General features: G+C 70.4%; 25 protein-coding genes. 13 read left to right on the forward strand and 12 right to left on the reverse strand.

Annotation, left to right across the window (positions count from 1 at the left end):
- Positions 1-32 precede the first annotated feature (32 nt).
- Entirely contained in the window at positions 33-2,939 is a 2,907-nt protein-coding gene (locus tag ACFYPH_RS20915) for a vitamin B12-dependent ribonucleotide reductase (RefSeq protein WP_387183931.1), read from the forward strand.
- Positions 2,940-3,056: 117 nt separating this feature from the next.
- Here the strand turns inward: ACFYPH_RS20915 and ACFYPH_RS20920 are convergent, their stop codons facing one another.
- Positions 3,057-3,578, reverse strand: a complete 522-nt coding sequence (locus ACFYPH_RS20920) for a hypothetical protein (RefSeq protein WP_355064021.1) — start codon at positions 3,576-3,578, stop codon at positions 3,057-3,059.
- Between the two features lie 353 nt (positions 3,579-3,931).
- Here ACFYPH_RS20920 and ACFYPH_RS20925 point away from each other — a divergent pair, with 353 nt between their 5' ends.
- The gene (locus ACFYPH_RS20925; protein ID WP_387183934.1) at positions 3,932-5,785 is read left to right on the forward strand and encodes an ATP-dependent endonuclease; all 1,854 of its coding nucleotides are present in this window, start codon (positions 3,932-3,934) and stop codon (positions 5,783-5,785) included.
- 799 nt (positions 5,786-6,584) lie between these two features.
- Here the strand turns inward: ACFYPH_RS20925 and ACFYPH_RS20930 are convergent.
- Entirely contained in the window at positions 6,585-6,767 is a 183-nt protein-coding gene (locus tag ACFYPH_RS20930) for a DUF397 domain-containing protein (RefSeq protein WP_355064017.1), read from the reverse strand.
- Between the two features lie 10 nt (positions 6,768-6,777).
- Positions 6,778-7,638, reverse strand: coding sequence for a DUF5753 domain-containing protein (locus ACFYPH_RS20935; RefSeq protein WP_387183937.1), 861 nt, complete (start codon positions 7,636-7,638; stop codon positions 6,778-6,780).
- 305 nt (positions 7,639-7,943) lie between these two features.
- Here ACFYPH_RS20935 and ACFYPH_RS20940 point away from each other — a divergent pair, with 305 nt between their 5' ends.
- Positions 7,944-8,111: a hypothetical protein gene (locus tag ACFYPH_RS20940; RefSeq protein WP_355064013.1), complete on the forward strand. Its 168-nt coding sequence runs from the start codon at positions 7,944-7,946 to the stop codon at positions 8,109-8,111.
- Positions 8,108-8,326 carry a hypothetical protein gene (locus tag ACFYPH_RS20945; RefSeq protein WP_355064011.1) on the forward strand — a complete coding sequence of 73 codons (219 nt, stop codon included), beginning with the start codon at positions 8,108-8,110 and terminating at the stop codon, positions 8,324-8,326. The genes ACFYPH_RS20940 and ACFYPH_RS20945 overlap by 4 nt, the downstream gene beginning before the upstream one ends.
- Before the next feature lie 231 nt (positions 8,327-8,557).
- Here ACFYPH_RS20945 and ACFYPH_RS20950 read toward each other — a convergent pair whose 3' ends face one another.
- Positions 8,558-9,457, reverse strand: a complete 900-nt coding sequence (locus tag ACFYPH_RS20950) for a bifunctional 5,10-methylenetetrahydrofolate dehydrogenase/5,10-methenyltetrahydrofolate cyclohydrolase (RefSeq protein WP_355064010.1) — start codon at positions 9,455-9,457, stop codon at positions 8,558-8,560.
- A 355-nt stretch (positions 9,458-9,812) separates the two neighbouring features.
- Between ACFYPH_RS20950 and ACFYPH_RS20955 the strand changes: the two genes are divergently transcribed.
- The 3 genes from ACFYPH_RS20955 to ACFYPH_RS20965 all read left to right on the forward strand — a co-directional run bounded on the left by ACFYPH_RS20955 (position 9,813) and on the right by ACFYPH_RS20965 (position 12,387).
- The gene (locus tag ACFYPH_RS20955; protein ID WP_387183941.1) at positions 9,813-10,382 is read left to right on the forward strand and encodes an RNA polymerase sigma factor; all 570 of its coding nucleotides are present in this window, start codon (positions 9,813-9,815) and stop codon (positions 10,380-10,382) included.
- Positions 10,383-10,400: 18 nt separating this feature from the next.
- Positions 10,401-11,366, forward strand: coding sequence for a CU044_5270 family protein (locus ACFYPH_RS20960; protein ID WP_354861213.1), 966 nt, complete (start codon positions 10,401-10,403; stop codon positions 11,364-11,366).
- An 85-nt stretch (positions 11,367-11,451) separates the two neighbouring features.
- Positions 11,452-12,387: a DUF2332 domain-containing protein gene (locus ACFYPH_RS20965; protein WP_387183944.1), complete on the forward strand. Its 936-nt coding sequence runs from the start codon at positions 11,452-11,454 to the stop codon at positions 12,385-12,387.
- Between the two features lie 24 nt (positions 12,388-12,411).
- On the opposite strand, the gene ACFYPH_RS20970 is transcribed toward ACFYPH_RS20965, so the two are convergent.
- The 3 genes from ACFYPH_RS20970 to ACFYPH_RS20980 are packed head-to-tail and all read right to left on the reverse strand — an operon-like array spanning position 12,412 to position 15,531.
- Positions 12,412-13,347 carry a MerR family transcriptional regulator gene (locus tag ACFYPH_RS20970; RefSeq protein ID WP_387183948.1) on the reverse strand — a complete coding sequence of 312 codons (936 nt, stop codon included), beginning with the start codon at positions 13,345-13,347 and terminating at the stop codon, positions 12,412-12,414.
- 46 nt (positions 13,348-13,393) lie between these two features.
- Positions 13,394-14,233 (reverse strand): alpha/beta hydrolase, encoded by an 840-nt coding sequence (locus tag ACFYPH_RS20975; protein WP_355064000.1) that lies wholly within the window; start codon positions 14,231-14,233, stop codon positions 13,394-13,396.
- Positions 14,234-14,244: 11 nt separating this feature from the next.
- Positions 14,245-15,531, reverse strand: a complete 1,287-nt coding sequence (locus ACFYPH_RS20980) for an MFS transporter (RefSeq protein WP_354861205.1) — start codon at positions 15,529-15,531, stop codon at positions 14,245-14,247.
- A 142-nt stretch (positions 15,532-15,673) separates the two neighbouring features.
- Between ACFYPH_RS20980 and ACFYPH_RS20985 the strand changes: the two genes are divergently transcribed.
- Together ACFYPH_RS20985 and ACFYPH_RS20990 are read left to right on the forward strand one after the other, a co-directional pair.
- Complete coding sequence (locus ACFYPH_RS20985; protein ID WP_354861203.1) at positions 15,674-15,928, forward strand: DUF5522 domain-containing protein; 255 nt, start codon at positions 15,674-15,676, stop codon at positions 15,926-15,928.
- Positions 15,929-16,026: 98 nt separating this feature from the next.
- On the forward strand, positions 16,027-16,575 hold the full coding sequence (locus ACFYPH_RS20990; RefSeq protein WP_355133574.1) for a hypothetical protein: 549 nt from the start codon (positions 16,027-16,029) through the stop codon (positions 16,573-16,575).
- Positions 16,576-16,594: 19 nt separating this feature from the next.
- Here ACFYPH_RS20990 and ACFYPH_RS20995 read toward each other — a convergent pair whose 3' ends face one another.
- The gene (locus tag ACFYPH_RS20995) at positions 16,595-17,284 is read right to left on the reverse strand and encodes a metal-dependent transcriptional regulator (protein ID WP_355133576.1); all 690 of its coding nucleotides are present in this window, start codon (positions 17,282-17,284) and stop codon (positions 16,595-16,597) included.
- A gap of 100 nt (positions 17,285-17,384) precedes the next feature.
- On the opposite strand from ACFYPH_RS20995, the gene ACFYPH_RS21000 reads away from it, so the two are divergent.
- Genes ACFYPH_RS21000 through ACFYPH_RS21010 form a run of 3 tightly spaced genes read left to right on the forward strand, consistent with a single transcriptional unit; the run spans position 17,385 to position 22,046 of the window.
- Positions 17,385-18,245, forward strand: a complete 861-nt coding sequence (locus tag ACFYPH_RS21000) for a sulfurtransferase (protein WP_387183954.1) — start codon at positions 17,385-17,387, stop codon at positions 18,243-18,245.
- A 48-nt stretch (positions 18,246-18,293) separates the two neighbouring features.
- The gene (locus ACFYPH_RS21005) at positions 18,294-19,475 is read left to right on the forward strand and encodes an acetoin utilization protein AcuC (RefSeq protein WP_355133580.1); all 1,182 of its coding nucleotides are present in this window, start codon (positions 18,294-18,296) and stop codon (positions 19,473-19,475) included.
- Between the two features lie 15 nt (positions 19,476-19,490).
- Complete coding sequence (locus tag ACFYPH_RS21010) at positions 19,491-22,046, forward strand: GNAT family N-acetyltransferase (protein ID WP_387183957.1); 2,556 nt, start codon at positions 19,491-19,493, stop codon at positions 22,044-22,046.
- Between the two features lie 11 nt (positions 22,047-22,057).
- Here the strand turns inward: ACFYPH_RS21010 and ACFYPH_RS21015 are convergent, their stop codons facing one another.
- Together ACFYPH_RS21015 and sigB are read right to left on the reverse strand one after the other, a co-directional pair.
- Entirely contained in the window at positions 22,058-22,465 is a 408-nt protein-coding gene (locus ACFYPH_RS21015; protein ID WP_354861194.1) for a VOC family protein, read from the reverse strand.
- A 107-nt stretch (positions 22,466-22,572) separates the two neighbouring features.
- Positions 22,573-23,589: an RNA polymerase sigma factor SigB gene (gene sigB / locus ACFYPH_RS21020; protein WP_387183960.1), complete on the reverse strand. Its 1,017-nt coding sequence runs from the start codon at positions 23,587-23,589 to the stop codon at positions 22,573-22,575.
- Between the two features lie 232 nt (positions 23,590-23,821).
- Here sigB and ACFYPH_RS21025 point away from each other — a divergent pair, with 232 nt between their 5' ends.
- Positions 23,822-24,610, forward strand: coding sequence for a sporulation protein (locus ACFYPH_RS21025; protein WP_387184220.1), 789 nt, complete (start codon positions 23,822-23,824; stop codon positions 24,608-24,610).
- A gap of 91 nt (positions 24,611-24,701) precedes the next feature.
- On the opposite strand, the gene dtd is transcribed toward ACFYPH_RS21025, so the two are convergent.
- Together dtd and ACFYPH_RS21035 are read right to left on the reverse strand one after the other, a co-directional pair.
- Positions 24,702-25,124, reverse strand: a complete 423-nt coding sequence (gene dtd, locus ACFYPH_RS21030; RefSeq protein ID WP_354861190.1) for a D-aminoacyl-tRNA deacylase — start codon at positions 25,122-25,124, stop codon at positions 24,702-24,704.
- Between the two features lie 28 nt (positions 25,125-25,152).
- Complete coding sequence (locus tag ACFYPH_RS21035) at positions 25,153-26,637, reverse strand: methyltransferase (RefSeq protein WP_387183963.1); 1,485 nt, start codon at positions 26,635-26,637, stop codon at positions 25,153-25,155.
- Positions 26,638-26,661: the final 24 nt, after the last annotated feature.

Below are 26,661 nucleotides of genomic sequence, written 5' to 3' on the forward strand. Positions count from 1 at the left end.
CTTCACTGCTTTTCGAAAGATCAGGACGCGCGGTGGGTGACCGCGCAGACGAGGGGGGCGACGGCGTGACAACGAGCCGTTCACGGAACAAGGCAGGCGCGGGGCTGAAGATCGAGCGGGTGTGGACGACGGAGGGGGTCCACCCGTACGACGGGGTGTCCTGGGAGCGCCGCGACGTCGTGATGACGAACTGGCGGGACGGCTCGATCAACTTCGAGCAGCGTGGGGTTGAGTTCCCGGAGTCGTGGAGCGTCAACGCGGCGAACATCGTGACCACCAAGTACTTCCGGGGCGCGGTGGGGACCCCGGAGCGGGAGTGGTCGCTCAAGCAGCTGATCGACCGGGTGGTCACCACCTACCGCACCGCCGGCGAGGAGTACGGCTACTTCGCCAGCCCGGCGGACGCCGAGGTCTTCGCCCACGAGCTGACCTGGATGCTGCTGAACCAGGTGTTCAGCTTCAACTCGCCGGTCTGGTTCAACGTCGGCACGCCGTCGCCGCAGCAGGTCAGCGCCTGCTTCATCCTCTCCGTCGACGACTCGATGGACTCCATCCTCGACTGGTACAAGGAGGAGGGGCGGATCTTCCAGGGCGGCTCGGGGGCCGGGGTCAACCTCTCCCGGATCCGTTCCTCCAAGGAACTGCTCTCCTCCGGCGGCACCGCCTCCGGCCCGGTCAGCTTCATGCGCGGCGCGGACGCCTCCGCCGGCACCATCAAGTCCGGTGGCGCCACCCGGCGCGCGGCCAAGATGGTCATCCTCGACGTGGACCACCCGGACATCGAGGAGTTCGTGGCGACCAAGGCGCGCGAGGAGGACAAGATCCGCGCGCTGCGCGACGCCGGGTTCGACATGGACCTCGGCGGCTCCGACATCGTCAGCGTGCAGTACCAGAACGCCAACAACTCGGTCCGCGTCTCGGACGAGTTCATGACCGCCGTGCAGAATGGCGGCGGCTTTGACCTGCGCGGTCGCCTGGACGGCTCGGTGATCGACACCGTGGACGCCAAGAAGTTGTTCCGCACCATCTCCCAGGCCGCCTGGGAGTGCGCCGACCCCGGCCTGCAGTACGACGACACGATCAACGACTGGCACACCTGCCCGGAGACCGGGCGGATCACCGCGTCGAACCCGTGCTCGGAGTACCTGCACCTGGACAACTCCTCGTGCAACCTCGCCTCACTCAACCTCATGAAGTTCCTCCGGGCCGACGGCGGCTTCGAGGTGGAGAAGTTCGTCAAGTCCGTCGAGTTCGTCATCACCGCGATGGACATCTCGATCTGCTTCGCCGACTTCCCGACCGAGAAGATCGGTGAGACCACCCGCGCCTACCGGCAGCTCGGCATCGGCTACGCCAACCTGGGCGCCCTGTTGATGGCCACCGGCCTGCCGTACGACTCGGACCAGGGCCGCTCGGTCGCCGCGTCGATCACGTCGCTGATGACCGGCACCGCCTACCGCCGCTCCGCCGAGCTGGCCGGCGTCGTCGGCCCGTACGACGGCTACGCCCGCAACGCCGAGCCGCACAAGCGGGTCATGCGCAAGCACGCCGCGGCCAACGACGAGATCAAGCCGACCAGCCCGGTGGCCACCGCGATCGTCCGTGAGGCGACCAAGCAGTGGACGCAGGGCAACAAGATCGGTGACAAGTTCGGCTGGCGCAACGCGCAGGCCAGCGTCCTCGCCCCGACCGGCACGATCGGCTTCATGATGGACTGCGACACGACCGGCGTGGAGCCGGACCTGGCGCTGGTCAAGTTCAAGAAGCTGGTCGGCGGCGGCTCGATGCAGATCGTCAACCAGACGGTGCCGCGCGCCCTGCGCAGCCTCGGCTACCCCGAGGAGCAGGTCGAGGCGATCATCGAGCACATCGCCGACCACGGCCACGTGGTGGACGCCCCGGGCCTCAAGCCGGAGCACTACGCGGTGTTCGACTGCGCGATGGGCGAGCGGTCGATCGCCCCGATGGGCCACGTGCGGATGATGGCGGCGATCCAGCCGTTCGTCTCCGGCGCCATCTCCAAGACGGTCAACATGCCGGAGGCGGCCACCGTCGAGGACGTCGAGAAGATCTACTTCGAGGGCTGGAAGCTCGGCCTCAAGGCGCTGGCGATCTACCGGGACAACTGCAAGGTCGGCCAGCCGCTCTCGGTGGCCAAGTCCAAGAAGGCCACCACGCCGGCCGCCGTCGAGACCGCAGCCGCCGCGCCGGCCGCGGTGGAGAAGGTCATCGAGTACCGGCCGGTGCGTAAGCGCCTGCCGAAGAAGCGCACGTCCGAGACGGTCAGCTTCTCCGTCGGTGGCGCCGAGGGCTACCTCACCGCGTCGTCCTACCCGGACGACGGCCTCGGCGAGGTCTTCCTCAAGATGTCCAAGCAGGGCTCCACCCTGGCCGGCGTGATGGACGCCTTCTCGGTGGCCATCAGCATCGGCCTGCAGTACGGCGTGCCGCTGGAGACGTTCGTCAGCAAGTTCACCAACATGCGCTTCGAGCCGGCCGGCATGACCGACGACCCGGACGTGCGGATGGCGGCCTCGGTGATGGACTACATCTTCCGTCGCCTGGCACTGGACTTCCTGCCCTACGAGCGCCGCGCCGAGCTGGGCATCTTCACCGCCAGCGAGCGGGCCGCCCAGCTGCGGGCCGAGGCCGACGCGGAGGCCGCCGCCGTCACCGGCGCGGAACTCACCGCGATGGCGTCGTCGGCGCCGGTCGAGGCCCCGGCCAGGACCGAGGCCGTCGCTCAGCCGGCCCAGGAGATGGCCGACGTGGCCGTCGCCAAGCCGGCCCCGAGCGTGGGTTCCAGCACCGAACTGCTGGAGGCCGTGATCGGCAAGGCCGCCGACGCGCCGCTTTGCTTCACCTGCGGTACGAAGATGCGCCCCGCCGGTAGCTGCTACGTCTGCGAGGGCTGCGGCTCCACCAGCGGCTGCAGCTGACGTACGCGTAACGCGGCGCTGCCCCGACTTCCTCACCGGAGGTCGGGGCAGCGCCGTTTCTAGGTACTCCCAGGCAGGTGCACTCACTAAATCTCGTCAACCACCGGCTATCTTGCGTCAGATCAGGCGAACGCAAAGGCCGGAGTTAGGTCCAGGTGGTAGTCCGAGAAATGTATCCATTCCGACGTTGCGTCGTAAGTCCGCAAGCAGCTCGGTCGGGTCGACAACACTCCCGATCTTGGCTTCGGATTCGCGTCGATGGTTCATGACGGACTTTGCGCGATACACTCGAACCTTCGTTCCTGCACTTAATGCTTGGATGCAAACAGCTCTCATGTAAAACCGAACAAACTCCCCTTGCGCCAAGGTTTCAGCAGCATTGACGGGGACTTTCTTCTCGTACGGTTTGCCGTTTCGGTGAGAGATTTCTAGATCGACAAGCAAACCCTCGCCGCGTATGCAGAACGCCAGTGACTCTGGATCGCCAGTCCTTGCGGCGTCAATCAAAATCAGAGGCCACCGGCTCATGCCAGTGCCGTTTAGGCGTCGACTCACGAAGAGGCTGCCGCTCTCGATGTCCGCTTCGATCTCGATGATCATTGCTGCGCGTGTAGCGTCGTTCAAATCATGAAGATCCATGCCGCTTCCCTGGTTGCGTCCTGAGGGTCGTCCAAGAACTTACTGAGGCCCCCACTGTCAAGCAATTCAATATTAGGGGCGATGGTCGGCGTGGTCCTGGGTAGAGAAAGCGAGATTATTTCGATTGCTGCCATTTGTCGCCAACCACCGCAAAAGTTGCAACCATATGACACTGCCTTCGGCGGGTTGGAGGACGTGGGTTCGCTTGGGTTGCAGTACCGGGAGTCGGTGGGCCTACAACGTCTAGGGGCTGGCCTGGTATAGGCTGTCTACTCGCGTTGCGTTCATTATGTGCTGCTCGCTCGGGCGCTTTCGCCTATGGCTGAGGCGAGACGGAAACGGGGAGGACGTCCATGGAGCTCGTTTCGATTTCCGTGCGGGGGTTCCGTAGCTTGCAGGACGTCGGTCCCATCCCAGTCCACCGCCCTACGATCTTGACGGGCCCTAACGACAGTGGGAAGTCCGCCACGATCGACGCGCTCGCATTCCTGCTTGGGACCCACCCGCTCACCGAAGAGGATCGGACCTTCGCGACGGACCCTGGTGCGGACCGCACCGTGTCCGAGGTCGAGAACCAAGATCTCGTCGAGCGGGTCGAGACCACCTGGGTCGAGGGCGAATTTCGACTCTCTAAGAGGGAGGAATCGGCCCTTGGGCTGCCCAGCACGATCCGGATGCGCCGCATTCGAAACCAGGAGTCAGAAGTTCGCCTGGAACTGCTCGTCGACGCACCCGAGGACGAAGACCTCCGTGATCTTGAGGCTAGATCGCTCGCCGACCTGAAACGCATCGCAGGCAGACATGGGGTCGCTGCTGCTGCTGACGCCAGGTCCAGAAGTAGCTGGATGATCGCATTGGACCAGTTCGCCGCCACTCGGCCACGAACGCAGGCCTGGATCGCGGCCAGTAAGGAAATCAGGGCATCGCTGCCGAAGTTTCTACTCTTCGGCGATGCTGAATCAGCCGAAGCCGCGATTAAGGCGGCGTTGAACAGTCGCTATAGATCCCACCTTGAGGACGAGGATCTCAAGCAGCGAGTGCGAGATTTGGAGGCGGAACTCGGCCGTCGAGTTCGTGAGGACGCGCAGGGGCTCGTCGAACACATTCAACAACGGTGCCCCGACCTGGTCCGCGTCGCCGTCGAGCCGAATGTGTCCTTCACCTCTGGCCTACGATCTACCAGGCTGCTGCTGGCTCGCACCAGCGGTGAAACGGTTAGTCTCAGCACTGTGGGGGCAGGAAGAAACCGCCGTATCAGCCTTGCCGTCTGGGAGTGGGCGAGCGAGCTCCTTAAACGCGATGCTGAGAATAATCCTTTCCCTGACGACCAGCAGCACGTCGTCTTGGCGTACGACGAACCTGACACCCACCTTGACTACCTTCAGCAGCGGCGTGTAATGGCACTCATACGCGAGCAGTGCTCGGTGCCTGGTGTCTCGATGGTGATAGCTACACATTCCATGAATCTGATCGATGGTGCAGCCATCGAGGACATTGTTCATCTAAAGCTTGAGGGTGAGCGCACCCGAATAAATCGGCTGCTGTCCGATTTGGATAACGACGCGAACGGGCGATACCTCGCCGATATTGCCATCGCCCTGGGGTTGCGCAACACGGTATTGCTTCACGAGCGATGCTTCGTAGGCGTAGAAGGCGTAACGGAGCAGTTGTCTTTCCCGTTGCTTTTCCGCCTCACTACAGGCCGGCCAGTACACGCGGCAGGGATAGTGATCGTCGGTTGCCATAATAACGAAGGCGCCTTAAAGTTCGTCGGGTATCTGGCCCGGTCGAAGCGGCAGGTGATGCTAATCATTGATGCTGACAGTCGAAGGAACAGCAGAGTCTTCAGTGATGCGAACCTGGCGAAGGAGGGTATCGACATCGTCAATCACGTTCGCTTGATGGGGACGCCGGATAAAGAGTTGGAGTGCATCTTTACGAACGAGCAGTGGTGCAATGTGGCGAACCTGGTGTGGCCCCGGAACGACGGGAAGCCTTGGGATCCGGAATCGATCGAATCGCTGCGGGCTGGCAAGTTCAGCACATTGCTGTTGAACTTGTTCAAGGAGGGGAGCGATAGCGGGCCCAACTCGAAGGCGTCAATGATGTACGAGATGGCGCGAAGTCTCAAGACGCCCGCAGAGGTTCCGGCAGAACTTCGCGACACCTTTCTGCAGTTGGAGAAGTTAGCTGCCCTTGATTCCTAATGTTCGCCGCGCAAGCATCCGCGCCCGCCGTTGAGCGGCAGTCGGGACCTCCCACCTGTGCCATCCCTTCGAAGGGGTCCACCGTTGGGCATGCTCGCGTTCAGGAGTCCCGCACCAGCGGCAGGAGTTGGGTTGGGGCGGGACGGTATGGCGCACGCGGTGCGCGGAAGACGACATCATGCCCCTCCCTCCGCAGCTGCTCATACCATCGCACGGTTGTACGACAGTTTCTAGCCGGCCCCTGGAAAACGGCCTGGTCAAGGCCACTCTCGACTCAACGGTCGCGATCCGCGCAAACGGACTATCGTCACAATCTCCCATAATGGTTCCTGCGCTACGGATAGACGTGCTGAACGGCAGACCCGCCCAACTTTGCTCCATCGTCGTTGGCTGTGGCGGGCAGGGATGAACGGCGTCGCTCCGACCTTGGCTGCCCCGAGCCGAAGGCAGAGGAGATCGATTGCGCCTCATGGATTGATGAAGTGCGCTCTCGTTCCCGCGAAGGCGCGATCAACAAGAGGTGAGCTCATAGGTGCGGCCGCGTTTGCCGCGCTCATCCAGGGGCGGCTTGTCTCCACCGCCAGCGAGGGAGTGGACGGAGTTCCGGGCCTGCCGGGCGTGCCCAGGCCCTCCTGTCATTGAGACCCTGAGATATCTATATCGTCCGTACCCAAAACGTCGTCGCGAGCGGGCGGGCGATCAGATCGGGCAAGCTGGTTCGGCGAATGTTCTTGCGCCAATGCGCTCGCCTGCCCGGGCGTTCGGCTGGCGGCAGGTGTTTCGAACCTTGGATCTTGGGCTATCGAATGCTCCGTAGGAACCTCGTCCACGCGCCTCTCGTGAAGCAAAGGTTCGATCCGCTGGGATTCTTGCTGTCGCGCACCAGGATGCTTGTACCCAGTTCGGCGACCTCGACGCACGCGCCGCCGTTGTTGTCGCTGTAGCTCGACTTGCGCCAGACCAGGCGATCCGAAGTCTCCATGATCACTCTCTCAGGTCTGTTGGCGCTCCACGTCGTCCGCCATCCTCAGGATGAGCTTGCGCGACTCTACCGGCCCGAGAGCGGCAGCCCGGAGTCGGTCCCAAAGTCGAGTGTAGGCGCGTACGGCGTCCGGCCGGTCAAGGTAATCGGCGTCGGTGAAGGTCTCGACGTAGATCACGTCCGATGCCGCGTCGTCCCCGAAACGCAGGATGATGAAGCTGAACGATGCGGTCTCGTAGGTCTGTGCGTTGAACGGGAACACCTGAAGGGTGACGTTGGGCTGCTCGCTGACCTCTGCCAGGTGCAGGAGTTGCTTGCGCATCGTCGTCGCGTCACCGATGCTTCGGCGCAGCGCCGACTCGCTGAGGATGAAGCTCAGGTCGGGCCCGTCGTCCTGCTGCAGAATCGACTGCCGTTCCATGCGCACGGCAACCTGCCGGTCGACCTCATCGGTGGGCGGGCGTGGGTGGGCGATCGCGTTCATGGCGCGGATGTAAGGCTCGATTTGAAGGACTCCGGGGATGACCTCTGGCTGGTACCAGCGGATCTCTGACGCGTCGCCTTCGAGGTCTAGGTACTGGCGGAACCAGTCCGGCACGGCGTTTCGGTAGGTGCTCCAGCGCCCGCGTTGTCGCCCTGCTCGTGCAAGGTCGCGTAGCGGATCGGCGTCATCGCCTCGGACCCCGTAGAGATCGAGTAGCAGGTTCAGGTCGGTGAGCTTGATGCCCGACTGTCCAAGCTCGACCCTGCTGATCTTGCTCGCTGCTGCGTCGATGACAGCAGCCGCTTCGTCCTGCGTCTTGCCTGCACCTTCACGAGCCCGTTTGAGGGCAAGACCGAGACGCCGCTGCTGGATCGTCGGGTTCACCACCGGCTGATTATCGCGCGGCCGTAGCCGGTCACCGCGACACGCCGCGAAGAGGTTCCCAATTTAGGAGTCCAAATCTAGCCTGGTTGTACTTCCAAAATAGGAGTCCAACTTTGGAGCCGTATGGGATCGCGTGTGCCGTACGACGACTACGTGCTGGCGGTGGCGATGACTCTGGCGCGGCGGCATAGGCCGGTCTGGTCGTGGCGGCGGTGGCGTCGGATCTGTCGCTGCGGCGCGGATCTGCCCTGTCGTGCCCGGCATCGCATCCCGATCCGACGAGGCCATTGGCCAGGGGAGGAGCGGGAGTGACCGACGATCAGGCCGGGCAGATCATGGCGGTGCGCCTGCCCGGTGTTGCCGGCCGTCGCTGGTGGTGGGCGCGGCTGTCCCCGTACCCCTGTTATCAGGCGGAATGGGCCGCTTGCTGGCACGCCCGCGTCGCCACCTGGCGTTTCCTGGACGGCCTGCGGTGACCACGCACGGCCCGGTCCTTCCGGTGTGGACCTGCGGCGGATGTGACGCGCCCTGGCCCTGCCGGACCCGGCGCACCGAGCTGCATGCCGAGTTCGACGGCGCGCCGTTGTCGTTGGCCCTCTACATGGGGTCCTACCTGGTCTGGGCGGCTGAGGATCTGACTTGGGTGCCCGCCGGGCTGCTGCACCGGCGTTTCTTGGGCTGGGTCCGGTGAGTCTGATCCGGCGGGGCGATGAACGGTTCCACTACAGCGACAACTCGCACAAGTGGATCCCGCCGGACCCGGACTACGACCAGGAGGTATGGGACGAGATGGTTCGGCAGCACCAACTCCAGCACCTGGAGGAGATCTCCAAACGCAGGAAGCCGGCTCGATCACTCGATGCTGAATAGTTGTGGCCGAGCCGCTCTGACTACTCAGCATCAAGTGATCTCGGCGACCGGGCTACTGGGTCGCGCGTTCGGCGGCGCGCACGGCGTTGCGGAACAGCATCGCGACCGTGGTCGGACCGACCCCTCCGACCCGTGGCGTGATGGCGCCAGCGACCTCGGCGCACGCTTCGTCCACGTCCGGCAGGAGGCGCCGCCCGTCGTAGCGGACGCCGGCGCCGATGACGACGGCGCCGGGCTTGACGTGCTCGGGCTGCACGATGCCGGGTACGCCGGCGGCGGCGACGAGGATGTCGGCGCGGCGGGTGTAGCGCGCCCAGTCGGGCACACCGGTGTGGACGACGGTGACGGCGGCGTTGGCGGTTGGGCGCTTCTGGGCGAGCAGCATCGCCAGGGGACGACCGAGGGTGGCGCCGCGGCCGAGGATGACGACCTCACGACCGGCGACCGGGATCTCGTAGTACGCCAGGAGGGCTTCGATGCCCGCGGGTGTGCACGGCAGCGGGCCGGGCAGGCCGACGGCGAGACGCCCCATGTTGAGCGGATGCATGCCGTCGACGTCCTTGTCAGGGTCGATCGTCTGCAGTGCCGCGTCGTAGTCCAGATGCCCCGGAACGGGGTACTGCACGAGCAGTCCGTGCACGGCCGGATCGCTGTTGAATCGGGCGATGGCCCGGTGCAGATCGATCTGGGCGACGGTCGCAGGCAGATGCACGTGCGGGGAGGCGAACCCGAGCGCGGCGGCCTGACGCTGCTTGATGGCGATGTAGCCGGCGCTGGCGTCGTCGTCCCCGACGAGGATGGTGGCGAGACTCGGTGTGATCCCGCGGCTGCGCAGGCGGGTTGCTGCGGCGGCGGTCTCGGCCAGGACGGCTTCGGCCACGGGTGCGCCCGGCAGGAGCCGAGCCGTGCCCGATGGGGTGTGGTGTTCTGCGGATTCGCTGGTCGTGGTCATGACGGTCCCTCGGCGCAGGCGCCCAGGCGGTCGACGCCCGCGAGAGGCTCCCCGATGGTTTGACCATCCCCGTGCCGCCAGTCGCCGGTGGTCCGATGATGCCGCATCACCAGGGCGGCCGCCTAGTCGGACCAGCGGCGTCGCCGTCAGCGCCGGGCAGACTCGCCCCCGGGGCATGCCGCCGATCGCCGACATACCTCAGAGTCATATTCATGACTCTGAGGTATACCGCTCGCCGGGGTTGGTGCCGCCGATGGCGTCGGTCAGGCCAGCACGAGGGCTCAATCGGGGTTCGTAACACAGGTGTTCCGCCGAACGAAGAAGAGGTGTGAACGCGCGAGAGAGGACGGCCCGCGTGAATGAGACCAGCCGATCCGATGACGACATCTCCGGCATCGGGGCCGATCCGGCGGCCTTCGAGGTCTTCTACCGGCGGCACCTGGAGGCGGTGGGTCGGTTCGTGGCGCGGCGGGTCGACGACCCACATCTCGCTGCCGACCTGACCGCCGACGTGTTCCTGGCGGTGATCGAATCGGCGGCCGGCTACCGGCCGGACCGGGGCAGCCAGATCGGCTGGCTGTTCGGGGTGGCCCGCAACGTCATCGGCGACGAGCGACGTCGGGCGGCCCAACGGCTGCGGGTGACGGGCCGACTGGCGGGACGACGGGACCTGGGCCCCGACGACATCGCCCGCATCGAGGAGCGGATCGACGCCGAGTCGGCGGCCCGCCGCACCTATCGAGCACTGAGCGAGCTACCCGAGGGCACCCGCACGCTTGTCGAACTCGTCGCCGTGGACGGCCTCACCGTCGCCGAGGCGGCGACCGTGCTCGGGATGTCGCCGGTCGCCGCTCGGGTCCGCCTGCATCGTGCCCGTCGCGTCGTCCGCGCCGTGCTCGCCCACCCGGCCGCCACCCTCGCCTGAGATGAGACGGAGCTGACGATGAACACGACTGAACGGTCGCCGCAGGGTTTCGAGGAGCAGCTTCTCAGGGACCTGAGCGCACACGTTGCCCAACGGGCCGAGCTGGCGTCGGCGGGCCGTCCGGCCGGGCGCCGTACCCCGTTCCTGCGCGGTTGGCGTCTCGCCGGAGCGGTCGGGATGGCGGTGACGCTGACCGCCGGTGCGCTGGCGGTCCAGACCATGAAGATGGGCGATCAGTCGCCGCCCACGGCCACCGCGTCGGAGGTCTTCCACCTGGCGGCCGACGTCGCCCGGCAGCAGCCGGAGCTCACCGCCCGCCCCGACCAGTACGTCTTCACGGAGTCCCTGGCGACGATACGGGAGCTGCCGAACAGCGGTCCGTACCGGACGATTCGGAACCAACTGTGGCAGTCGGCCGGTGGCGTCGCCTATACGCAGGCACGCTATCGACCGGAGACCGATCCGAACGGGTGGAGCCAACTGAAGGTGCTCCGCATCGACGATCCCGCCGATCCCGACAACGAGCTCGACGCGTTCCAGCCGCCCGCGTACCACGGCGACCTACCCACCGATCCGGACGAGCTGCTGCGCTACCTTCGGGCGCACCCGGTCGACCTGCATCTACCCGAAGGCGCCGATGAGGAGGCCGTCTACGGGGACGAGAGCATGGCGTACACCACCGCGTGGTCGATGCTCGACGGATACGTGCCACCCCGAGCGCTCGCGGCGCTGTTCGAACTGCTGGCACGGCAACCCGGAGCGGTCGTCATCTCGGGTGACGTGGTGGACGCCGCCGGCCGCCATGGGGTGGCGATTCGGATGCCCGGGGTGATCGGTGGAAACCTGGACCTCATCTTCGATCGGGACTCCCATGTCTACCTCGGCACCCGCAACTCCGTGGTGCGTGACGGCAAGGAATCCCTGTACAACGCTGTCGCGCTACTGCGCATCGCCATCGTCGACCGACCGGGCCAGCTGCCCTGAGCGGTGCCGGGCTCGAGAAGGCCGGTGGGTCAGCGCACAGGCACGGGGGCTGACCCACCGAGGAATGGGCTGCGACGATGAGGGCATGACAACCGCAGAGACGTACGTCGAGTTCGCGCGCCGCGAGGCGCACGGGGTCTCACCGACGTACGAGCGACTGTCCGACGCCGTCGCCCACGACGACGACCTGCTCGCTCTCCTCGACGCGCTTCCGCCAGCCAAGCGACAGCCGAATCTGCTGTTCGGCGTCGTCCGTTGGCTCGGTGGCCCGGTCGACGACCCGGGCGCGTTCCACGACTACACGCTCACCCACTGGCCGGCGATCGAGGCGCAGATGCGTGCGCGCGCCACCCAGACGAACGAGGCCGGCCGCTGCGCCGTCCTGCTGCCGGTGCTCGCCGCGCTGCCGCAGCCCCTGGCCCTGCTGGAGGTCGGCGCGTCCGCCGGGCTCTGCCTCTACCCCGACCGGTACGCCTACCGCTACGGGGAGCACCGGATCGGGTCCGGCGAGCCGGTCCTGGAGTGCGCGGCCAGCGGATTGGTGCCGCCTGAGCGCGTACCCCAGGTGGTGTGGCGGGCCGGCCTGGACCTGAACCCGCTCGACGTGACCGACGCGGACGCGGTGTCGTGGTTGGACGCCCTGATCTGGCCGGAGCACGCGCACCGGCGGGCCCGCCTGCGCGCCGCCGCGGCGGTCGCTGCGGCCGATCCGCCATTGCTGATCCGCGGCGACCTGGTGGAAGACCTGCCGGCGCTGGCCACGCGGGCGCCGGCCGGCGCGACGCTTGTCATCTTCCACACCTCGGTGCTCTACCAGGTGCCCGTCGCTCGTCGGGAGGCGTTCGTCCGGCTGGTGCGTGAGCTGCCGGGGCACTGGATCGCCAACGAGGCCCCGGAGGTGTTGCCCTACGACGGGCTGCCCGACTCGCCGGACGCGGCGCTGCACAACGTCCTCGCGCTGGACGGCAAGCCGCTGGCCTGGGCCCGGGGGCACGGCCAGGCGCTGACCTGGTTCGCCTGACGTTCCGACGCCGACCCGGCCGGTTCAGCGGTTCCGCGCGGGCGTCCGGGCGCGCAGGGCACGGATGAACCAGTCCGCCGCCGGCGCGACCGCGCCACCGCCCGACCAGCCGTTGATCACCGACAGCAGGTCGAGGTAACGGTCCCGGCGAGGGTCGTTGGCCAGCACCAGGCGGTCGAGCAACCGCTGGCGCAGGTCGGCGTCGTCGGGGAGGCCGTGCAGGCGGGCGTACCGGTCGGTGACCGCCGCGACCACCGGCCCGGCCTCGGGTCCGGCCGGATCGAGACCGGCGGCCAGGGCGTTGGCCACCCCGTCCCGGACCATGGCGACGGCGTCCGGGCGGGGCAGCCCGGGCACGTCGTTGTCGGCGGCGTGCTGGCGAGCGAGCCGCCGCATGCTCGCCCGGAAGGCAGGGTCCCGGCACAGGTCGGCCAACTCCACCCACGCCTGCACCTGCTCGGCGGTGGGGTCGTCGGGCAGGTCCGGCGTCATCGAGACGAGCACGCCCGGGTACGTCGGCGGGTCGCCGGTGAAGACGCTGTCCAGGAAGTCGTCCACCAGTTGCCCCCGTTCGTGGGCGGTGAGCTGGGCCAACCGGTGCAGGTCGTCCACCTCGGACGGGCCCGCCTCCCGCCTCGCCGCGACGGTCAGCACGGCCTGGCGCAGCCGCAGCACCCGGATCTGCACCGCCAGCGCCTCGGCGTGCGCGGCGGCCACCTCGTGCAGGGGCACCTCGCGGTCCACCACCCGACGGATGGAGGCCAGTTCGACGCCCAGGTCGCGCAGCGTCCGGACCAGTTCCAGTCGCGCGACGGCCTCCGGGCCGTACTGGCGGTAGCCGGCCGGGCTCCGGTCGGTCGGCGGCACGATCCCGCTGTCGGCGTAGTACCGGATGGTCTTGACGCTCAGCCCGGTGCGTCGGGCCAGGTCGCCGATCGTGTACCGCTCGTCACCGCTCATGCCCCCACCCTCGCGTCTCCCCCCGGTGGAGACTCAAGCCACCGCATCAGCGCAGGAACGCCGAGACGGTGGCGGTGAACCGGTCGGCGTCGTCCAGCCACGGGTAGTGCCCCGCGCCGGGCTGTACGACCAGCTCGGCGCCGGGCATCAGCTCCGCGAGCTGGGCAACCAGGCCCGGCGGGGCACCGAGATCCAGCTCACCGGCGAGCAGCAGCACCGGGCGTGGGTGGGCGGCGAGCGCGGCGCGGGTGGCCGGCGGGTCGAAAGCGCCGTCGGCGCCGAACATCCGGGCGGCCTCCTGGTTGCGCTGGGCGGCCTCGACCGCCTGGTGCGCGCGGGCCGCCGTGTCCCACCGGCCGTAGAAGAACGGCGCGATCGCCTGCCAGGCGTCGCCGGTGGCCCGTCCGGTCACCATGGACTCCAGCGCCGAGGCGGCCTCCGGGTACCACCGCTCATCGGCGCGGGCCCGGGTGACCTCCTGGCGCAGAGCGGCGGTCGCCTCCAGCCCCACGGCCCGGGTGCTCGGCGTGATCAGCGCGAGCCGGCCCACGCGGTCGGGGTGTCGGGCCGCGTACTGCAGCGCCACGTTCGCGCCGGCGGAGTGCCCGAGCAGGTCCAGCCGGGCGAGCCCCAGGTGCACGCGTAGCGCCTCGACGTCGGCGACCAGGCGGTCGCACCGGTACGAGGAGGCGTCCGACGGCACCGCCGACCGGCCGGTGCCGCGCAGGTCCAGCCGAACCAGGCTCCGATGCGAGGACAGGCCGCCCAGGTCACCGAGGTACGCCGAGTCGCGCATCGGCCCGCCCGGCAGGCAGATCAGCGGGTCGCCCCCGCCGAGACTCCGATACGCGAGCGTGGTGCCGTCCGAGGCGGCGAAGGTGGGCATGCCCCACCCTCTCAGACGCCGACGTCCGCCGGCGTGTCCCGCATCCGGCGCAGCGGCGAGCAGACCACGAACAGGCAAGCCGCCCAGGTGCCCAGTACGCAGACCCAGAGCGCGCCGCGCAGCCCCAGCGTGGTGCCGAGCGCGCCGCCGGTCAGCGCGCCCAGCGGGATCACCCCGAAGCAGATCCAGAGGAACGCCGCGTTGACCCGCCCGAGGATCGCCGGCGGGGTGATCCGCTGCCGGTACGACATCGACGCCACGTTGAACAGCACCGCGTTGGCCGAGAACGCGGCCAGCCCGACACCGTAGAGCAGCAGTCCCCAGCCGGGTCGGGCCAACGGCATCAGCAGATAGAACGGGCCCGGGGCGGTCATCGCCACCCAGATCACCCGGGCCGAGCCGAGCCAGGCCGACAGCCGGGCGGCCAGCACCCCCACCACCAGCCCGCCGACGGCGCTGACCGAGAAGACCAGACCCACCTGCACCGGCGCGGCGTGCAGCTCCCGCACCAGGAAGGTCACCTCGATCGAGGCGGACGCCATCACCCAGAAGTTCGACCACGTCGTGCAGGCCAGGATGCTGACCAGGATCGGCTGCCGCCGGATGAAGCCGAGCCCGTCGGTCAACTCCACCCGCAGGGGTACGCGGGGAGCCGGCTCGCGGCGTACCGGTGGCTGCCGGATCAGGATCAGCGTCAGCGCGCTGACCAGGAAGGCGAACCCGTTGGCCAGGAAGGTGCGGGCGGCGCCGACCAGCCCGATCAGCGCGCCGCTGACCGTCGGGCCGACCAGTTCGGCGGCGTCCTGGCTGATGGTCAACTTGGCGTTGCCGTCCACCAGCAGGTCCGCCGGCACCAGCCGGGGCAGCAGAGTCTTGTACGCCACGGTGAACAGCACGGTGAGCACGCCACCGAGCCCGACCACCGCGTACAGGAAGGGCAGGGTGAGGTGGCCGACCAGCGCGGCCACCGGCAGGGACAGCAGGAGCGCGGCCCGACCCAGGTCGCACGCGATCATCAGCCGCCGCTGGTCGAGCCGGTCGGCGACGATGCCCGCCGGCAGCGAGAACAGCAGGTACGGCAGCCAGGCCAGGACGGTCAGCAGGGAGACCTGGAACACGCTGGCGTGCAGGGTGTCGGCGGCGAGCAGCGGCACTGCGACATTGGCGATCCGCGTGCCCAGCTCGCTGACCGTCTGACCGCCCCAGAGCAGCAGAAAGTTCCGGCTGCGCCACAGCGACGGGGTCGCCCCCGCCTCGACCGCCTCGACCGCCGGGGACCGCTGCACCTGCTGACTCACCGTCGCCGCCTGTCCGTGCGGGTAAGCGCCGCCGGCCGGCGGCCCGCGGACTCTACCGAGGCGCAACCCCACCCGGCACCGCAATTCCGCCCGCCCGGCACGGCTGGGCCACCGCCGACGGGTCCTCCCTAGACTGCTGCGGGTGAGCGGAGAGCGACGACCCCTGGCGGATCGGCCGCTCGCCGAGCCGCACCCGTCCCGGCTGCCGTCCGAGCACCCCGAGCGGGCCCGGATCCTCGCCGCGCACGCCGCCGCGCTGGCCGCCGGTGAAGCCGGTTACCCCGACCCGGCGACGGGGCTCTTCGTGCTCAGCGCCGGCTTCCTCGCCCGCCGCGGCACGTGCTGCGGCCGGGGCTGCCGGCACTGCCCGTATGTGGACGATCCACCGTCGGAATAGGCGTGCACGAGGACTTCCGCCCGACCCGCACACCCCGTACGGTGTCCGACGGACATCCGGCGGGCCCCCTCCGCCGTCGGTCGGCGAGAGGGTGGAGCGTGCGCGGGCGGATCGTGGTCGCCGGGCTGGCGGGCCTGCTGCTGAGCGGCTGTGCCGCCGAGGCCGAGCCGGTGGCGGTGCCGCCGCAGGCGCCGGTCGCCCTGGACGTGTCGGCGGCCTCCTCAGGGGGTGCCTGCCGGCTGTTGGACTTCGCGGTGATCGAGCAGCTCGTCAAGGTGCGCTTCGACGTGGCGGCGGCCAGCGAGCGGGGTGACACGCACACGTGCGTGGTCCGGGCCGAACGCGCGGCGCTGCCGGAGCTGATGCTCAGTGTGTCCGAGACCACCATCGACAAGACCACCTTCGGCGCGGACGTGGTGCCCGACAAGGCGGCGAAGGTGACCGGGCTGGGTCAGCAGGCGTACCGGCGTACCACCGCCGCGACCGGCGGGCACGGCCCGGTCGCCGAGGTCGGCTGGCTGGGCACCGACGGACGCCTGGCCACGCTGACCTGGACGGGCGCCCGTGCCGCCGACCGCGCGGCCGCCGACAAGCTGGCCGGAGACCTGGTCGGGCTGGCCAAGAAGGTGGACACCCGGGCGCTGTGACGCCCGGGTGGGCGGCCGGTCAGTTGGCGGCGACGAAGACCCGGGAGGCGACCTCGCGAGGCAGCCGCACCCGGTCGCCGGAGCGGTCGATCGACACCCCGTCGCGCTCCTGGGCCACCGTCACCGTGGCGCCCGGGTCCACCCCGGCGGCGTGCAGCTGGCGCAGCACGTCGGCGTCCTTCTGCACGCTCTCGCAGATCCGCCGCACCACGACCGGCCCGGAGAGGCCGGGGAAGGCCAGGTTGCGCTCGCCCTCGGCGGCCTCGGTGGTCTCCGCCTCGGCCGACCCCAGCTCCGCAAGCCCGGGGATCGGGTTGCCGTACGGGGAGCGGGTCGGCCGGTTGAGCAGGTCGTACACCCGCTTCTCCACCGCGTCGCTCATCACGTGCTCCCAACGGCAGGCCTCCTCGTGGGCCTCCTCGTAGGGCATCCCGATGACGTTGACCAGCAGCAGCTCGGCGAGGCGGTGCTTGCGCATCACGGAGACGGCGCTGCCCCGGCCGAGCGCGGTGAGCGTCAGGTGCCGGTCGCCCTCGACGGTGAGGAGGCCGTCGCGCTCCATCCGGGCGACGGTCTGGCTCACGGTGGGGCCGCTCTGCTGCAGCCGTTCGGCAATCCGGGCGCGCAGGGGCGGCACCCCCTCCTCCTCCAACTCGAGGATGGTGCGCAGGTACATCTCGGTCGTGTCGACCAGGTCGTGAGACTTCATAACGTCAGCGGCCCTCCGGTGCACGATGCTACCCCGCTGCGTGGCCGACGACCGCCGCCGAACCGCGTAATGCCGACCCGGATGGTGTTGGATGGTCGCCATGTCCGGTACCGAGGAGTTGCTTGTCGAGGTCGATCAGCTCGCCGTCGAACTCGACCACGCCGACCCGCCCACCCTCCTCGACGTCCGCTGGCGGCTCACCGGCCCGCCCGGCCACGACGACTACCTGGCCGGTCACCTGCCCGGCGCGGTCTTCGTCGATTTGGACACCGCGCTGTGCGGGCCGCCCGGGGTCGGCGGCCGGCACCCGCTGCCCGATCCGGGCGCGCTACAGGCCGCGCTGCGGGCCGCCGGCGTCCGCGCCGGTCACCCCGTGGTGGTGTACGACGGCGGTGACGGCCTGGCCGCCGCGCGCGCCTGGTGGACGTTGCGCTGGGCCGGGCACCGGCCGGTGCGCCTGCTGCACGGTGGCTTCCCGGCCTGGGTCGCCGCCGGACGACGGGTCTCCACCACCGCGCCCGCCCCGGCCGACGGCGACGTCGAGGTGCGCCCCGGTGATCTTCCGGTGCTGGATGCCGGGCAGGCCGCCGCGCTGGCTGCCGCCGACGACGCCGTGCTGCTCGACGTGCGCGCGGCGCCCCGCTACGCCGGCGAGGTCGAGCCGATCGACCCGGTCGCCGGTCACGTGCCCGGCGCGGCCAACCTGCCCGCCGGCGAGTACGTGGGCGCCGACGGGCGCTTCCCGGCCGCCGACGTGCTGCGCGAGCGGTTCGCCGCGGTCGGCGCGACCGGGGCGCGGACGGTCGGGGCGTACTGCGGCTCCGGGGTGACCGCCGCGCAGGCGGTCCTCGCGCTGCACCTGGCCGGCCGCACGGACGCCGCGCTCTACGTGGGTTCGTGGAGCAACTGGGTCGCCGACCCGGCCCGGCCGGTCGCCTCCGGGCCGACACCCGGCCGCTGACCAGCGCGTGCGGTGGGCCGACGACGGTCCCCGTGCGACGATGAGCTCATGTCCGACGACACGGTAGTGGTGTGGGACCCCTCGCTGCTCGCCTACGACATGGGTGACCATCCGCTCGACCCGGTCCGGGTGGAGCTGACCGTCGCGCTCGCCCGGGAGCTGGGCATCCTGGATCGTCCCGGGGTGCGCGTGGTCAAGCCGGAGCCCGCCGACGACTCCCTGCTCACCCGCGTGCACCACCCGGCCTACCTGGCCGCGGTGCGGGCCGCGCCGCGTGACCCGCTGTTCGCCGGGTACGGGCTGGGCACCTCCGACAACCCGGTCTTCGAGGGGATGCACGAGTCCAGCGCGTTGATCGCCGGCGCGACCGTGACCGCGGCCGAGGCGGTCTGGCGCGGTGACGCCCGCCGGGCCGTGAACGTGGCCGGTGGGCTGCACCACGCGATGCCCGCCCGCGCGTCCGGCTTCTGCGTCTACAACGACCCGGCGGTGGCCATCGCCCGCCTGCTGGATCTGGGCGCCGAGCGCATCGCGTACGTCGACGTGGACGTGCACCACGGCGACGGGGTGCAGCAGATCTTCTGGGACGACCCCCGGGTGCTCACGGTCAGCCTGCACGAGACGCCGCTCGCGCTCTTTCCGGGCACCGGCTTCCCGGACGAGACCGGCGGGCCGGGCGCGCAGGGCAGCGCGGTGAACATGCCGCTGCCGCCCGGCGTCGACGACACCGGCTGGCAGCGGGCGTTCCACGCGATCGTGCCGTCGGTGCTGCGCGCGTTCCGGCCGCAGGTGCTGGTGAGCCAGTGCGGCGCGGACGGGCACCGACTGGATCCGCTGGCCGACCTGAACCTGACGGTGGACGGGCAGCGCGCGACCTACCTGGCGTTGCGGGCGCTCGCCGACGAGCTGTGCGAGGGCCGCTGGGTGGCCACCGGCGGCGGCGGGTACGCGCTGGTCGAGGTCGTGCCCCGAGCCTGGAGCCACCTGTTGGCCGTGGCGACCGGTGACCCGATCGACCCGGCGACGCTCACCCCGCCGGGCTGGCGTGAGCTGGCCGCGGCCCGTCGGCCGGGCCGGGAGATTCCGCTGCGGATGACCGACGACGCGGACCCGTCGTACGAGCCGTGGCAGCCGACGGGCGAGCCGAACGCGGTGGACCGGGCGATCGCGGCGACCCGCAAGACCGTCTTCCCGCTGCTCGGGCTCGACCCGTACGACCCGCGGGACTGAGCCGGGCCGTTTCCTGTGACGACCGTGGACCAGCCGGTGGACGTGCTGCTCAGCGACGGCAGCACCGTCCAGTTGCGACCGATCAGGCCGGACGACGCGCCGGCGATCGTGGCGATGCACAGCCGGTTCTCCGAGCGCACCCGCTACCTGCGCTACTTCTCGCCGTACCCGCGCATCCCGGAACGGGATCTGATCCGGTTCGTCACGGTCGACCACCACGACCGGGAGGCGTTCGTGGTGCTGGCCGGGGACCGGCTCGTCGCCGTCGGCCGGTACGAGCGGCTCGGCCCGCAGGCGCCGGAGGCGGAGGTCGCCTTCGTGGTCGAGGACGCCTTCCAGGGCCGGGGCATCGGCCCGGTGCTGATGGAGCACCTGGCCGACGCCGCGCGGCGCAACGGCATCCTGAGCTTCGTCGCCGAGGTGCTGCCGGCCAACGGGACGATGCTGCGGGTCTTCTCCGACTTCGGCTACCAGGTGCAGCGCGCGTACGCCGACGGGGTGGTGCACCTGAGCTTCCCGATCGCCCCGACGGAGGCGACCCTCGAGGTGCAGCGCGGCCGGGAGCACCGCACCGAGGCCCGCTCGATCGCCCGGCTGCTCGCCCCGCGAGGCATCGCCGTCTACGGCGCGAGCGCCACCGGCCAGGGCGTCGGCGCGGCCGTGCTCGGGCACCTGCGCGACGGTGGGTTCACCGGCGCGGTGGTGCCGGTGCACCCGAGCGCGTCGACGGTGGCGGGGCTGCCCGCGTACCCCTCGGCGGTTGACGCCGGGGTCGCGGTGGACCTGGCGGTGGTGGCGGTCCCGCCGGAGGCGGCGACCACGGTGGTCGCGGACGCGGCCGCCGCCGGGGTGCACGGCCTGGTCGTGATCTCGGCCGGCTTCGCCGAGGCTGGCCCGGAGGGCGCGGCCAGGCAACGTGCGCTGGTCCGCGCGGCGCACGCCGCCGGGATGCGCGTGGTGGGCCCGAACTGCCTGGGCGTGGCCAACACCGACCCGGCGGTACGCCTCAACGCCACCCTCGCCCCGGCGCTGCCGCCGGCCGGTCGGGTCGGCATCTTCAGCCAGTCCGGCGCGTTCGGGGTGGCGCTGCTCGCCGAGGCGGACCGGCGTGGCCTCGGGCTGTCCAGCTTCGTGTCGGCCGGCAACCGGGCCGACGTGTCGGGCAACGACCTGCTGCAGTACTGGCAGGACGACCCGGGCACCGACGTGATCATGTTGTATCTGGAGACGTTCGGCAATCCGCGCAAGTTCGCCCGGCTGGCCCGGCGGATCGGCCGGGCGAAACCGGTCGTGGCGCTTGCCTCGCCGGCCCGCCCGGCCGGTGTGGGCGATACCGCCGGCCCGGACGAGGTGGCGGTGGCCGCGCTGTTCGCCCAGTCCGGGGTGATCCGGGTGGACACCGTGCCGGAGCTGCTCGACGTGGGGGTGTTGCTGGCCAACCAGCCGCTGCCGGCCGGCGGCCGGGTCGGCGTGGTCGGCAACTCGTCGGCGCTGACCGGCCTGGCGGCCACGGCCTGTGTCGGGCAGGGCCTGACCGTCGCCGAGGGTTACCCGCGCGACGTCGCGCCGAGCGCCGGCGCCGACGAGTTCGCCGCCGCCCTCGCCGAGACGGCCGCCGACGACCGGGTGGACGCGCTCGTCGTGGTCTTCGCCCCGCCCCTGCCCGGCCAACGCACCGAGGTGGACGCCGATGTCACCGCCGCGCTGCCGGCTGCCCTCGCCCTGGGCAAGCCGACCGTGGCGACGTTCCTGGTCGGTCGGTTGCCGGCCGGGGTGCCGGCGTACGCCGGCGTGGAGGAGGCCGTCCGGGCGCTCGCCCGGGTGCACCGGTACGCCGAGTGGCTGCGCCGCCCGCCCGGGGTCGCGCCCGAGCTGCCCGGGATCGACCGGGACGCCGCGGCGGCCGCGCTGCGCGCCGACGGCACCGACGCGGAGGCGCTGCTGGCCGCGTACGGCATCGAGACCGTCGCGTCGGTGCCCGTGGACTCGGTCGACGCGGCGGTCGACGCGGCGGCGCGGGTGGGTTACCCGGTGGCGCTCAAGGCCGCGGCCGCGGGGCTGCGACACCGGCTCGACCTGGGCGCGGTCCGCCTCGATCTGCCCGACGAGGCGAGCGTCCGCCGCGCGTACGCCGACATGGCCGCCGGCTTCGGCGCGGACGTGCTGGTGCAGCCGATGGTCCCGCCCGGTGTGGCCTGCGTGGTGGAGCTGGTGGAAGATCCGGCGTTCGGGCCGGTGGTCGGCTTCGGCCTCGGCGGGGTCGCCACCGAGCTGCTGGGCGATCGGGCCTGGCGGGCGGTGCCGCTGACCCACACCGACGCCGCCGAGCTGGTCGACGAACCCCGGGCGGCACCGCTGTTGCGGGGGCACCGGGGCGCCGCGCCGGTGGACCGGGCGGCGCTGGCCGACCTGCTGCTGCGGGTCGGTCAGCTGGCCGACGAGCAGCCCCGCGTGCGCTCGGTGACCCTCAACCCGGTGCTCGCCCGCCCGGACGGCATCTCGGTCCTGCACGCCCAGGTGCGGGTGGGCGGGGTGGCCGCCCGCCCGGACACCGGCCCCCGGCGTCTCTGAGCGCGGCTTGCTCAGGCGCGGCTGGAGATCTGCTGGACGCCCCAGGTGTTGCCGTCCGGGTCGGCGAAGAAGATGAAGCCGACGTTGTCCAGCGGGTCCGGCACCGGGCTCGGGTTCTGGCCCACCACCTGGATGTCGCTGACCTCCACGCCACGGGCGACCAGCTCCGCGTGGGCCCGCTTCAGGTCGGGCACCACCAGTTGCAGGCCCTTGAGCGAACCCGGCGGCATCTCCGGGACGACGCCCTTGCCGATCACGATCGAGCAGCCCGAGCCGGGCGGGGTCAACTGCACGATGCGGGCGTCGTCGCTGATCACCGTGTCGTGGTCGACGGCGAAGCCGAGCTGGTCGGCGTAGAACGTCTTCGCCCGGTCCAGATCGGAGACCGGCACGATCACCACTTCCAACGTCCAGTTCATGGCACTCTCCTCGCTCGTCGCGGAGCCGGTCGGCGCCACAGTCAAGCACCCCGACAGCAGGGAAGGTCCCGGCGAACCGCCGGGACCTTCCCTGCTCATCCGGTGCGTCAGCAGGCGTACGCCTCCAGGCGCTGCGCCCGCTCCGGAGCGCGCAGCTTCAGCAACGTCACCTTCTCGATCTGCCGGATGCGCTCGCGGGACAGGCCGAACTCGCGGCCGACCTCGTCCAGGGTGCGCTGCCGGCCGTCGTCCAGCCCGAACCGGAGCCGGATGACCGCCTGCTCCCGCTGCGACAGCGTGGCCAGCACGATGCTCACCTCGTTGCGCAGTTCGCCCTGCGCGGCACCCTCGCCCGGGTCGGTGCGCGGGTCCACCGAGGCCACGAAGTCACCGAGCGCGCTCTCGCCGTCGTCGCCGACGGCCTGGTCCAGGCTGACCGGCTCGCGGTCGTACGAGATCAGCTCGATGACCTGGAACTCGGGGATGTCCAGGGCCCGGGCGACCTCGGCGACTCCTGGCTCGCGACCCAGCGTCACCGCCAGTTCCCGGCGGGCCCGGACCATCCGGTTGACCTGCTCGACCATGTGCACGGGAATGCGGATGGTGCGGGCCTGGTCGGCCATGGCACGGGTGATCGCCTGCCGGATCCACCAGGTGGCGTACGTGGAGAACTTGTAACCCTTGGCGTAGTCGAACTTCTCCACCGCCCGGATGAGGCCGAGGTTGCCCTCCTGGATCAGGTCGAGGAAGGCCATCCCGCGTCCGGTGTAGCGCTTGGCGATGCTGACCACCAGCCGCAGGTTCGCCTCCAACAGGTGGTCCTTGGCGGCGCGGCCCTCGACGACGATCAGCTCCAGGTCGGCCCGCAGCTCCTCGGAGACCGGGGTGCAGGTGGCGAGCTTCTCGTCGGCGAACAGGCCGGCCTCGATCCGCCGGGCCAGGTCGACCTCCTGCGCCGCGGTCAGCAGCTTCGTCCGGCCGATCCCGTTCAGGTACGCCCGGACCAGGTCGGTGGAGATGCCGCGCTCGTCGGTGGCGTCCAGGTCGGTGAGGGCCTCGGCGGCCCCGTTGGTCTCGGTGCTGGTGGCCGGGCGCGTCCGGTGTTCCGTCATCTGCAGGACCATCTCTGTCTCTCCCCGTGTCCACGTCTGTGCCGTGTCTCCGGCCCAGTGGTGCCGGTGTGACACACAGCTTGGCGGGCAGGGCGTGAAACGGGAGTGAGGCGATCGGGCACCCGACAGGAATCCGGCCGGATCGTTGCCGCGGTGTGTCATCCCGGCGGTTGCGTGCCCGGCCCGGCTACGTTGCGGACGGTCGGCCGCCCCGGGTCGGCGTGGTCCGACGATGGAGGACGGTGTGGTCTTCAAGCGGCTCATGAAGGCGATGGGGGTCGGCGGCCCCTCGGTCGAGACGGTGCTCGCCAACCCGAACTGCCGCCCCGGCGGGCAGTTGGAGGGCCACATCCAGGTGCTCGGCGGCGACCATCAGGTCGACATCGACGACGTCACGCTCGGCCTGGTCACCCGGGTCGAGGTGGAGAGCGGCGGCAACGACTACGACACCACCCAGGAGTTCCACCGCCAGCGGGTCACCGGTGCGTTCCGGCTGGAGCCGGGGCAGCGCCACGATCTCCCGTTCCGCTTCGACGTGCCCTGGGAGACACCCGTCACCGAGCTGTACGGGCAGCACCTGCACGGCATGACGATGGGGCTGCGAACCGAGCTGGAGGTCGCCCGCGCCGTCGACACGGGTGACCTGGACGCCGTGTCGGTGCACCCGCTGCCCGCCCAGGAGCGGCTGCTGGAGGCGCTGCTGCGGCTGGGCTTCCGGTTCGCGCGCGCCGACGTGGAGCGTGGACACCTCTACGGCGTACGGCAGACGTTGCCCTTCTACCAGGAGATCGAGTTCAGCCCGGCACCGCAGTACGCCCGCTCGATCAACCAGTTGGAGGTCACCTTCATCGCCGACGCGCGACAGATGCAGGTGGTGCTGGAGGTCGACAAACGCGGCGGCGTCTTCACCGAGGGGCGGGACGCCTTCGGCCGGTTCACGGTCGAGCACGCCACCGCCGACAACACCGACTGGACCGCCGAACTGGACACCTGGCTCCGCCAGTCCCTGTCCCGCCGAGGCCTCTTCTCCTAACCCCCGGCTGCCCCGGTGATCAAGAGCTTTGCGTCACCTTGGGGCCGGATTCTGACGCAAACCTCTTGATCACCGGGAAGAGGGGCGGGGGTTAGAGGTCTAGGAGGAGGGTTTGGGGGCCTATGTTGAGGCTTTCCACCAGCATGTGGGCTCGGAAGCGGCCCGTTTCGACCTTGGCGCCTCGTTCGCGTAGGGCGTCGACCACCGCTGTCACCAGGGGTTCGGCGACCTCGGCGGGGGCTGCCGCCGTCCAGCTTGGACGGCGGCCCTTGCGGGCGTCGCCGTAGAGGGTGAACTGGCTGACCAGCAGGATCGGCGCGCCGGTGTCGGCGGCGGACCGTTCACCGTCCAGGATGCGCAGCTCGTGCACCTTGCGCGCCATGGTCTGAGCGGTCTGCGCGGTGTCGGTGTGGGTCACTCCAAGCAGCACCAGCAGGCCGTTCTCGATCGCGCCGACCACCTCACCGTCGACGGTCACGCTGGCCCGCCCGACGGTCTGCACCACCGCCCGCATCAGCGCGCCACCGCGCACAGCACCGGGATCACGCGGTCACCGGTTCGATGAAGCCGCGCTCCACCAGGTGCGCGACGATCGGGCCGGCGGCCTCGGCCATCTCCGCGGGTTCGACGTCGTGGGCCGCCGCGAGCAGGGCGAGCTGGTCGCGCAGCGGCAGCCGGCCGTCGGCCCCACCGACCAGTGCCAGCACCAGCGGGTCGATCTCCTCGGTCCAGCGCAGGCCGTGCGGCATCGCGAGCACCTGCCGGTCCACCGCCCAGCCCTCGTCGCCCATGGTGGCCTCCTGACGCAGCTGGAGGCCGTCGGTGGCCCGGTAGCGCTCGGCGAGCAGCGCTTCGGTGTCGCGTACCCGCAGGAAGTCCTGGCGGTCGAACCAGGCGCCGATCTGGTCGCCCAGCGGCGGCTGGACCCGCTGACGCAGGTCCTCCACGCGGACCACCGGGTCGGCGTGCCCACCCTGGCGCAGAGACACGATGCCGAAGCCGATCGCCTCGATCTTGTGCGCGTCGAACCAGTCCAGCCAGACGGCCGCCCGCTGCGGGTCGGCGCCCTCGCCGACGTCGGTGAGCCACAGGTCGACGTACGCCATCGGGTCGGCCACCTCGCGCTGGATCACCCAGGCGTCCAGGCCGGTGCCGGCGAACCAGCCGGCCACCCGCTCGTCCCACTCCTCGCCGGCGACGTGCACCCAGTTCGCCAGGTACTGCATGGTGCCGCCCTCGGTGAGCAGGCCGGGGGCGGCGGAGGCCAGTTCGGCGGCGATCGCGTCACCCACCCGGCCCGAGTCGCGGTAGACGTGCGTGGTGGTGCCCGGACCGACCACGAACGGTGGGTTGCTCACCACCAGGTCGAAGCGACGGCCGGCCACCGGGGCGACCAGGTCACCCCGCAGCAGCTCCCAGTCCTGGCCGTTGAGAGCGGCGGTGGTCGCGGCGAAGCGCAGAGCCCGCTCGGAGAGGTCCGTGGCGGTCACCGTGTCGGCGTGGGTGGCCAGGTGCAGGGCCTGGACGCCGGAGCCGGTGCCCAGGTCCAGCGCGCTGCCCACCCGCCGGCGCACGGTCGCGCCGATCAGGGTCTGGGTGGCGCCGCCGATGCCCAGCACGTGCTCGGCGTGCAGCGGACGACCCGGCCGGGCGCTGGCCGGCACGTCGGCGAGCACCCACCAGTCGTCGCCGTACGGCTCCAGGTCGACGCCGGCACGCAGACCGTCGCCGTACCGCTCGACCAGCCCGCCCGCCAGCGCCTCCGCAAGGCGCAGCGGCGCCAGCGCGGCAGCCACCGCGGCCTCCGGCTCGGTCTGGTCGCAGATGAACACCCGGATCAGGGTGCCGAACGGGTCGCCGTCCTCGGTGGCGCGCAGCGCGGCCCGGTAGTCGTTGCGGGAGACCGCGGCGGTGGCCTGCGCGCCCAGCCGCTCGGCGATGCCGTGGCTGGTGAACCCCGTTCGGGTCAGCGCGGTCCGCAGCGCGTCGACGCCGGCGGGGGAGAGCAGCATGTCGTGTTCGTCCACCCCGACATCCTGCCCCCCGTCGTG

It is taken from the genome of Micromonospora sp. NPDC005252, from assembly GCF_042872475.1.
Classification (GTDB): Bacteria; Actinomycetota; Actinomycetes; order Mycobacteriales; family Micromonosporaceae; genus Micromonospora.